Origin of the sequence: Corallococcus sp. CA053C, from assembly GCF_003611675.1 — a bacterium.
GTDB lineage: Bacteria > Myxococcota > Myxococcia > Myxococcales > Myxococcaceae > Corallococcus.
Genome location: NZ_RAWA01000430.1, coordinates 1 through 8,519, shown reverse-complemented (window position 1 = coordinate 8,519; position 8,519 = coordinate 1). Strand labels below are relative to the sequence as shown.

Annotated in this window: 9 protein-coding genes; 3 read left to right on the top strand and 6 right to left on the bottom strand. The window is 71.3% G+C overall.

The features are described 5' to 3' along the window. From D7V97_RS36230 to ttcA, 3 genes are all read right to left on the bottom strand, one after another. A partial coding sequence (locus D7V97_RS36230) for a PhnD/SsuA/transferrin family substrate-binding protein (RefSeq protein ID WP_147445118.1) occupies window positions 1–311 on the bottom strand: 311 nt, incomplete at its 3' end. Between the two features lie 12 nt (window positions 312–323). Beyond that, window positions 324–1,148 (bottom strand): tellurite resistance TerB family protein, encoded by an 825-nt coding sequence (locus D7V97_RS36225; RefSeq protein WP_120615185.1) that lies wholly within the window; start codon window positions 1,146–1,148, stop codon window positions 324–326. Next, window positions 1,127–1,984, bottom strand: a complete 858-nt coding sequence (ttcA, locus tag D7V97_RS36220) for a tRNA 2-thiocytidine(32) synthetase TtcA (protein WP_120615184.1) — start codon at window positions 1,982–1,984, stop codon at window positions 1,127–1,129. The genes D7V97_RS36225 and ttcA overlap by 22 nt, the downstream gene beginning before the upstream one ends. 65 nt (window positions 1,985–2,049) lie before the next feature. Between ttcA and D7V97_RS36215 the strand changes: the two genes are divergently transcribed. Next, window positions 2,050–3,219 carry a ribonuclease D gene (locus D7V97_RS36215; RefSeq protein WP_120615183.1) on the top strand — a complete coding sequence of 390 codons (1,170 nt, stop codon included), beginning with the start codon at window positions 2,050–2,052 and terminating at the stop codon, window positions 3,217–3,219. Between the two features lie 279 nt (window positions 3,220–3,498). Further along, window positions 3,499–3,765: a hypothetical protein gene (locus tag D7V97_RS36210; protein ID WP_233583439.1), complete on the top strand. Its 267-nt coding sequence runs from the start codon at window positions 3,499–3,501 to the stop codon at window positions 3,763–3,765. Window positions 3,766–3,786: 21 nt separating this feature from the next. On the opposite strand, the gene D7V97_RS36205 is transcribed toward D7V97_RS36210, so the two are convergent. Beyond that, window positions 3,787–5,286 carry a carboxypeptidase M32 gene (locus D7V97_RS36205; protein WP_120615181.1) on the bottom strand — a complete coding sequence of 500 codons (1,500 nt, stop codon included), beginning with the start codon at window positions 5,284–5,286 and terminating at the stop codon, window positions 3,787–3,789. A 42-nt stretch (window positions 5,287–5,328) separates the two neighbouring features. On the opposite strand from D7V97_RS36205, the gene D7V97_RS36200 reads away from it, so the two are divergent. Then, a complete protein-coding gene (locus D7V97_RS36200; RefSeq protein ID WP_199729056.1) occupies window positions 5,329–5,871 on the top strand; it encodes a hypothetical protein in 543 nt (180 codons plus the stop codon). A 27-nt stretch (window positions 5,872–5,898) separates the two neighbouring features. Here D7V97_RS36200 and D7V97_RS36195 read toward each other — a convergent pair whose 3' ends face one another. Both D7V97_RS36195 and D7V97_RS36190 read right to left on the bottom strand, forming a co-directional pair. After that, on the bottom strand, window positions 5,899–7,863 hold the full coding sequence (locus D7V97_RS36195; protein WP_147445117.1) for a hypothetical protein: 1,965 nt from the start codon (window positions 7,861–7,863) through the stop codon (window positions 5,899–5,901). Window positions 7,864–7,881: 18 nt separating this feature from the next. Beyond that, window positions 7,882–8,415, bottom strand: coding sequence for a hypothetical protein (locus D7V97_RS36190; RefSeq protein WP_120615179.1), 534 nt, complete (start codon window positions 8,413–8,415; stop codon window positions 7,882–7,884). Between the last annotated feature and the right edge of the window lie 104 nt (window positions 8,416–8,519).

Below are 8,519 nucleotides of genomic sequence, written 5' to 3'. Positions count from 1 at the left end.
CGCCCCACCAGCGCGGAGCGGTAGCTGGACATGCCCCGGCGCACCCCGCGCGTCAGCACCCGCACGCCCATCGCCTCCATGCGCGCACACACGAAGGGCGGCGCCCAGGCGGCGTCCGCCCGCCCGGACAACAGGTCCTTGGCGAGCGTCTCGTAGCTGGTGGCGACTCCCACCTCCACGAGCTTGCCCAGCGCGCGCTGCAGGAAGGACGCGAGCCGTTCCGCACGCTCGCGCGCCGACTCGCTGCCCAGCGACGGCGGCAGGCCGAAGCGGAAGGTGTGCCGCGAACCAGAGGGGACGTGCGAGGTCATGCCTCTCCCTGCTTACCCCTGCTCGTCCAACCGCGCCACTTCATCGTCAGCCAGACCGAACGTCGCCTGGAGCAGATCCAGGATGCGCTGCTCCGCGTGACTGGTCCTCCCGGACGCGTGGGCGATCTTCGTGGCCAGCTGGTACGCCTTCATCCGCTGCGAGTGCGTGGCCAGCCCGTGCGCCAGCACGTGCATGCGCTGCGGCAGGCCGTCCGACGCCAGCGCCGCCACCGACTCGCTCACGAAGCCCTGCGCCCGCTCCGGGCTGACGTTCTGGAAGAGCGGATCCGCCGCGAAGCTCTCCACCATCGCCCGGGCCTCGGCCTCCTTGAGCTGGCCGTCCGCCGCCAGCACCAGCACCATCACCTCCGCGAACAGCCGCTCCAGGGGCTCGCCCAGCGCCTCCGACAGGCTGCCCCCCTGCTCGATGACGTCGATGATCTGCGCCACCTCGTCCTCGGAGATGCCCAGCGCGGCCTGGAACGTCTTCAGCAGGCCCAATTCCGAACGCGTGGCGCGCTGATCCGCCAGCGCCACCGCCGCCGCCAGCCCGAACGCCAGCATCCGGTTCTTGTGGTCCGGCAGCCGCCGGCGCAGCGACGCCAGCACCTCCTCCAGGTTGCGCGCCTCCGACAGCCGCACCGCGCTGGACTCCACCAGCAGGTTCAGCTCTCCGGCCTGGGTGCCCTCGAACTCCGGGCGCTCCAATACGCGCGCCAGCAGCGTCTGCATCTCGCGCTGGGACACGCTGCCGTCCGCCATCGCGGCCAGCAGCATGGCTTCCACCAGCGCCGCGTTGCGCTCCTTGCGCGTCTTTATTGCCTGGTCTCGAGCCATGGACTGGCGCTCCCTTGCGTGTCGTCGGTGGGGGTGGGGACCGCGGGCCCGTCTTCGAGCGCGTTCAGCGGGTCCGGGTTCAGGGTCTTGTCCAACAGGTGCGTGGGCCGCACGTTCGACATCGCGTTGAGCAGGCTCTGGCGGACGTTGGGGATCTCCTTGCCCAGGTCCTCCACCAGCTTCTGCATCCGCTTGCGCTGGAGGTTCTCCTGCGAACCGCACAGGTCGCAGGGGATGATGGGGAACTGCTTCTCCTCCGCGAACCGGATGATCTCCTTCTCCGGCGCGTAGCACAGCGGCCGGATGACCACGTTGCGGCCGTCGTCGCTCTTCAACAGCGGCGGCATCGCCTTCAGGCTGCCGGCGAAGAACATGTTCAGCAGCATCGTGTGGATGAGGTCGTCGCGGTGGTGCCCCAGGGCAATCTTGTTGCAGCCCAGGTGCACCGCGGCGTTGTAGAGGATGCCCCGGCGCAGCCGCGAGCACACCGAACACTGCGTCTTCCCGGGCGGCGTCTTCTCCAGGACGATGCTGTAGGTGTCCTCCTTCAGCATCTTGTAGGCGTACCCCTCCTTCTGGAAGTACCCCTCCAGGATGTGACCGGGGAATCCCGGGTGTCCCTGATCCAGGTTCACCGCGAGGAGGTCGAACTTCACGGGGGCCCGCCGCTGCAGCTCCCGCAGCAGGTGGAGCATCGTGTAGGAGTCTTTTCCCCCCGACACGCCCACCATGATGCGGTCCCCCGCCTCGATGAGGCGGAAGTCCGCGATGGCCCGGCCCATGTGGCCAAGCAGGCTCTTTTCAAGACGTTGGGCGTCGTTCATCGGCGGGGCCATCCTAGCGGCGGTTCGGGAAAAAACACGTCAAAGGGGCGGGCCGGTCCGCTAGCCTGCTCTCCGCGATGCCGACCTTCCCTCAAGGTGCCTTGGATGTAGTGGACGCAGCGGGCGCGGAGGCAGCCACGCGTGTGCTCGAAGCCGCCCCCGAGCTGGCGGTGGACCTGGAGGCGGACGCGATGCACGCCTTCCGTGCCCGGCTGTGCTTCCTCCAGCTGGGGACGGACGCGGACATCTTCCTCTTCGACACCCTCCAGCCGGGCGTGGATCCGCGCCTGCTCGTCCCCCTGATGGCGGATCCGGAGCGCACCAAGTTCTTCCACGCCGCCCAGGGCGACCTGCAGTTCCTCGCCGAAGCGGGCGTTCGCGTGCGCGGCCTCTTCGACACGCACCGCGCGGTGACGCTGCTGGGTTGGCCCAAGGTGGGCCTCGCGGACCTGGCGCGCGAGCGGCTGGGCGTGGAGCTGCCGAAGGAGCACCAGCAGTCCGACTTCTCCCTGCGGCCCCTGCCCCCGGGCATGCGCGACTACATCGCCAACGACGTGCGCTACCTGTGCGAGCTGGGCCGCCAGGTGCGCGACGCGTGCCGCGAGGCGGACATCCTGGAAGAGGTGCTGCTCGACTGCGCCCGCATGTGCGACGAGGCCGCGGCCCGTCCGGAGACGGGCGCCGAGTACAAGCCCAAGCTGTCGCGCAGCGGCCTGTCCGCGACCCAGTACGCGCTGGCGCACGCCATCGCCCAGGGGCTGCACCGCCTGCGGCTGGAGTGGGCGGAGAAGGACAACGTGCCCATGGGCCGCATGCTGTCCAACATGGCCATCACGGACCTGGCGCTGAAGCAGCCCAACACCCACAAGGACCTGGCGCGCGCGGCGGGTGTGCGGGGCGCCGTGGTGCGCGCGCACGGCGACCAGCTCCTCGCCCTCATCCGCGAGCAGCAGGAGAAGGCGGCCCGGGGTGAGCTGGACCTGGACCGCGAGCCCAAGGGTCCGCGCGACCCGCACCGGCGCAAGCGCGAGGAGGCCCTCAAGGCCTTCCGCGTGGAGCAGGCCACGGCGCGCAAGGTGACGCCCAGCGTGATCCTCACCAACCCCCTCATGGACGCGCTCGCCGCGAACCCGCCCGCGAACGTGGAGGAGCTGGGCCAGTTGCCGTATTTCGGGGAGAAGCGGCTCAAGCTGTACGGCGACAAGCTCGTCGCCCTGCTCGGGCCCTTCCCAGTGCTGGGAAGCTGACGTTTCCCGCGACGAAAAGGCAGCCCCGCACGATACCGTGCGAGAGGCCTGTGCATCCACCCGCGGCCGCGCGGCGCAACGGCACTCCGGTCTGGATGTTCAAGCCCCATCTGGACCCGCGGTGCAGGTTGCCAGCACAGCAGGCGTGAGTACCTTTGTCCCCGCACCACACCACGGGAGGGCGTTGACATGCTGGGAGCCAGGACAGGTGGGGCGCGGATTGAGGTCTCCCGGTGTATCGCCGCGAGCCTGCGGTGTCAGAGTTCCTGCGAGCAGGGCATGGCGCGCCTGACGGCCCAGGGGCTTCCGGCGGACGCCGAGGCGTTCCGGCTGCTGCGCCAGTGCGCGGAGCTGTGCGAGCTCAACGTGCGCGCGCTCCAGAAGGAGTCCCGGCTGTCGCGGCGCACCGCGAGCCTGTGCTTCGAATTGGGCAGCCAGGTGGCGCGCGCCGCGTGGCTGGAGGCGCAGGATCCGGCCTCGCATGAGCTCGCGCGGGACGCGCTGCACCTGGCGCGCGCGTGCCGGCCGCTGGTGTTCGCCGCCTGAGCATCTCCGGCGGCGCGCGCCCTACCCCTTCAGCGTGAGGCCGTACAGCGCGCCGTACTTGGCGCGCAGGTACTGGAGGAAGTCCCGGTCCGTGAGCCCCTCGCCGGTGATGGCGCGCACGCGCTCCTCGGCGGGCAGCCGGAAGCCCTGCGAGTGCACCTGGGCGCGCAGCCACCCGCGCAGGGGAGACGTGTCTCCCCGCTCGAGGTGCGCGTCCAGCTCCGGCAGCGCGCGCACGGCGGCGGCGTGGAGTGATGCGGCGTAGAGGTTGCCCAGCGCGTACGTCGGGAAGTAGCCCCACTCGCCCCAGGCCCAGTGGATGTCCTGCAGCACGCCCTGGGTGTCGTCCGGGGGCGTGAGGCCCAGGTAGCGCCGCATGCGTTCGTTCCACGCGGACGGCAGCTCCGACACGGGCAGCTCGTCGCGCAGCAGCGCCAGCTCCAGCTCGTAGCGCAGGACGATGTGCAGGTTGTACGTCACCTCGTCCGCCTCCACGCGGATGAGCGACGGCGCCACGTGGTTGATGCCCGCGTGGAAGCCGTCCAGGTCCACGTCCGCGAGCGCCTGGGGGAAGGCCTCCTTCAGCGCGGGGAAGTGGTGCGCCCAGAAGGGACGGCCGCGGCCCACCAGGTTCTCCCACAGGCGCGACTGGGACTCGTGCAGCCCCATGGACGGCACCGCCGCCAGCGGCGTGCGCTGGTGCTCCGGCGCGAAGCCCTGCTCGTACAGGCCGTGGCCCGCCTCGTGGAGCGTGCCGAAGAGCGCGGACAGCGGGTGCGCCGCGTCCAGGCGCGTGGTGAGGCGCACGTCGTGCGCGTGCAGCGCGTTGGTGAACGGGTGGATGCTCAAGTCCTGGCGGCCCGCCTCCAGGTCGAAGCCCACCGCCTGCAGCAGCCGCATCGTGAAGCGCCACTGCCGGTCGGTGTCGTAGGTACGGCCGTCGAGGAACGCGGGCGGAGGCCGCTGGACGGACGCGAGCGCGCCCACCATGGGGATGAGCGCGTCGCGCAGCGCGGTGAGCACCGGCGTGAGGCGCTGGACGCGCATGCCGGGCTCGAAGCCTTCCAGGAGCGCGTCGTAGCGCTCTCCATCGTGGCCCTGCGCGTCGGCCTGCTCACGCCGCAGCGCCAGCAGTGCCGCCAGCGCGGGCTGGAAGCGGGCGAAGCTCTTCGCCTCCCGAGCCTCGCGCCACGCCTGGATGCCCTCGCCCTGCGCCGCCGCCAGCGCGGTCACCAGCCGGGCGGGCATCCGCACCGCGCGCTCCCGTTCCCGGGTGAGCACGCGCACCATGGCCTGCTCGTCGGGCGTCAGGTCGCTGGATCCACCTGCACGGGCCAGGGCGTCGCCCAGGCGCGGGTCCACCAATCGCTCGTGGTGGAGGGCGTGGAGGGTGGAGAGCTGCCAGGCGCGGGCGGGGGCCGCCTTGGCGGGCAGGTACACCTCCCGGTCCCAGGCGGCCAGGTGGATGACGCCATGCAAGTCACTCAGCTCGTGCATCCGGGAGCGCAGCCAGGTGTCCATGGCTGGGTTTCTAGCGTGCTTCCAGGGTATGAGGACGCGGCGATGGCCAACATCCTCCAATTCTTCATGGCACCCGACGATGAGGTCGCCTTCTTCCGTTTCCTCGAGCGTCACGTGCTGGAGGTCTACCCCCGGCGCGTGCCCGCGGACTGGAAGCCCTTCCGCGCCAGCAAGGACACCCTCCCGCAGCTGCCGGAGGAGGACCTGTACCTCGTGGCGAGCGACATCGGCCCCGCGCTGGTGGACAAGGTGAAGCGTGGGCCGGACAAGGGCTCGTGGCGCATCGACGAGGTGCGCTCCCCCGTCATCTTCATCCAGCGCTCGCGCCGCAACGAAGAGGGCGAGCTGCTCAGCGGCCAGATGTGGGTGGAGCTGGAGGTGACGTCCCAGACGGGCCGGCGTGACGCGGCCCCGGACAAGTTCCGCCGCCTCTACCTGGAGGTGGAGGAGTTCATCAAGAAGACCTTCCGCCGGGGCGACCCCAAGGACTTCTTCGTCGGCCCCAAGGCCGCGCGCCTCTTCAAGGAAGGGCTCGTGCTGCGCGACTCCGCCTTCCGGGGCGGCACCGTGGTGCCGCACAAGTAGCAAGCCATCGCGCCGCTGCCCCCCACCTCAGGCGGCGGCGACGTCCTGGCCCCGGGCCGCGTCGGAAGCCACGGGGGCCGCGCCGGGATGGGCCTGGGCCCCCGCCCGGACGAGGCGCGGTGCCAGCATGAGCGCCAGCGTGAGCGGGGCGAGCAGCATCACCGGGAACTGGAAGCGCAGGTCCGGGTTCGGCGACAGCACCAACCACGCGGCCGTGTTGGTGAGCGCGCACTGCATGACGAGCAGTACGCCCACGCTGCGCTGCCGCCAGAGCACGACGCCCAACCCAGCGACCAGCAGGTACAGCGAGGGGGCGGGCTGCCACACCGCGACGCGCACCGAGCGCCACCCGATGGAGGCCTTGAGCAGCAGCTGGGTGTACTCGTACGCCAGCGTGGGGAACCAGGAGCGCGTCTTCCAGCCGAAGACGTTCCGGTCCACCGCGGCGCCGTCCGGCTGGAACGGGCCGATGTAGAGCAGCGAGTCCATCGCCCACAGGTAGCGGGTGACGCACACCCACTGGTCGAAGAACGCCTCCGGGTGGCTTTGCGCGAACCGGCCCACCACGCGCGCCAGCTCCAGCCCCTGGCCCTCCAGCCGCTCCTGGTGCTCGTACAGCGGGGTGCCGGGCCAGATGAGGCGGCCCACGGCCTCGCAGGTGTAGCGCTTCTGCCACTCCTCCAGCGGCATCAGCCGGGTGAGGGTGCTCACGTCCTCCGGCGGCAGCGTGTCCGCGTGGAGGGCGGCGGTGCCCAACCGGTGGATGCTCAGCACCTGGGTGAGCAGCGGCGGAGGGGGCACCACCCCGGCCGCGGCATACACCGGGCCGCGCACCAGCAGCGCCAGCCCCAGCCCCAGTATCAGCAGCGTGCCGCGCTCGCGGTGGCCCCGGTAGCGCCACAGCGCGCTCACGAGCAGCGGCGCCGCCAGGAGCGGGCCGTTGTGCCGCAGCAGGCTGATGCACGCCACGCACAGTCCCAACTGCGCCGCGGACTTCACGGTGAGGCCGCCCGTGCGCTCCGCGCGCAGCAGCAGGAGCACCGCCCACAGGCACATCAGCGTGAAGGGCGCGTCCTTCCACACCGCGATGACGTTGGTGCCCAGCGCCGGGGACAGCGCGGCCCACGCCACCACGCCCCAGCGGGCCCAACCGGGCACCTTCCAGTGCCCCAGCTCCTCCAGCACCTTGCCCAGCAGCCCCGCGAACAGCAGCACCTGGAGGCCGCTCACGGAGGCCATGGAGTCGAACGGTCCGGCGATGAGCCACAGCCACCACGTGTGGAACGGCGGGTGCCAGTTGACGAACCGGCGCGCCACCACCTGCTCCCACTGCAACAGCGGATCAAACCCCACGAGCCCCGGGAAGTAGAGCGTCCACAGGAAGCCCCACGCCAACACCAGCGGCAGCGCGTACCGGGCCCAGCCCGCGTGGCGCCGGGCGAACGCGGCCGCGCGCCCGTCCCCCCAGCGCGCCTCCAGCAGGAGCCAGAAGACGAGCCACGTCCCCAGCACCATGAGGACGTCCGCCACGTCTGGCACCCAGAAGCCCGGACGCAGCTCGGGGACGCGCACGTGCATGAGGCCGTCCGCGTCGGTGCGCTGCTCGAACGGGAGCGCCGCCCCGGGGTCTCCCCAGAGGGCCGGCGCTCGCGGGGTCGCCCACGTCACGTGGGTCACGGTGCGCTCGCTCAGCTGCGCCAGCGTGACCTCCGCCGACACCGTCCGCCGGGGCAGCGGGATGCGCACCTCCTGCACCCCGTCCGGCAGCCCGTGGCCCACGTGCTGGGACAGGTCGTCCGACGAGAGCTGCCGCTCCTGGACTCCGTGGCCCTGCCGCTGGAAGGACACGCTGCCCGTCAGCGGCCACCCCACCGCGGCAAAGCGCAACCGCAGCTCGCCGTCAGGGCCCGCCTGGTACTTGAACAGCGGCCAGAGCGCGAGCGCCCCGACGAGCGCCAACGCCAGCCATCTGCCCGGATGCCTGCGTTCCATCCCGCTCACGTCCATGGCTCAGCTCATCCCTGCAGAAGGTCGCGCGACGGGTGCCTCCGCATCCCCCTGCGCGGTCACGTTCGCGACACCAGCGGCCCCCACCTCGTCGCTCCGCTCCCGCGCCTCCCGCACGCGAGGCGCCACCGCCCAGGCCCACGCCAGCGGCGCCGCCAGCAGCGTGGGAAACAGGAAGCGCAGGTCCGGGTTCGGCGACAGCAGCAGCCAGCCGGCCGTGTTGATGAGCGCGCCCTGGAACACGAGCAGCGGCGACACCCGGCGCTGCCTCACCAGCGTGGTGAGGAGCCCCGCCAGGAGGAGGTACAGCGACGGGGAGGGCTGCCAGAACACCAGCTGCTTCCAGGGCTCGGCCCTCGCCGTCGCGTCGAAGAGGTCCATGTACGCGAGGTGGGCGCGCGGCAGCCACGGGCGGGTGATGAAGGCGTAGCCGTTGTAGTCCACGGTGTTGCCGAAGGCATTGAAGGGCCCCAGGTAGAGCCTCGGCTCGTAGGCCCACACGTAGCGCGTGACACACGCCCACTGGTCGAAGAACACCCCCGGGTGCTGGAGCGCGAACCGGCCCGCCCGCCCGGCCAGCTCCAGCCCTGGCTCTTATACACATCTCCGAGCCCACGAGACGCGTAGTAAACTCGTATGCC